Raw genomic sequence first — 223 nt, 5'->3', positions numbered from 1 at the left:
TGGTGAAGAAGGGATCAAAGGCCCGCTCCAGCACGGACACGGGCATTCCGATGCCGGTGTCCGTCACGGTGATCCGAACCCACCGCCCGTCCGGCATGGACTTGCCGGGGAATTCCGCCGGATTGGGAGACGGGCCGGTGGTTTCGGTCGCCAGGGTGATGGTGCCGCCGTCCGGCATGGCATCCTGGGCATTGAGCACCAGATTGAGCAGCGCCGCCTCGAG

At 66.4% G+C, this 223-nt stretch carries 1 protein-coding gene; it reads right to left on the bottom strand.

Going from position 1 to position 223, the window contains the following annotated elements:
* Positions 1–223 (bottom strand): ATP-binding protein (locus tag E4K09_RS26755; RefSeq protein ID WP_244610713.1); only part of this gene is annotated, 223 nt, incomplete at both ends.

This window comes from Microvirga pakistanensis (assembly GCF_004458765.1).
GTDB classification, from domain to species: Bacteria; Pseudomonadota; Alphaproteobacteria; order Rhizobiales; family Beijerinckiaceae; genus Microvirga; species Microvirga pakistanensis.
This window is presented reverse-complemented; position numbering and strand designations above follow the sequence as displayed.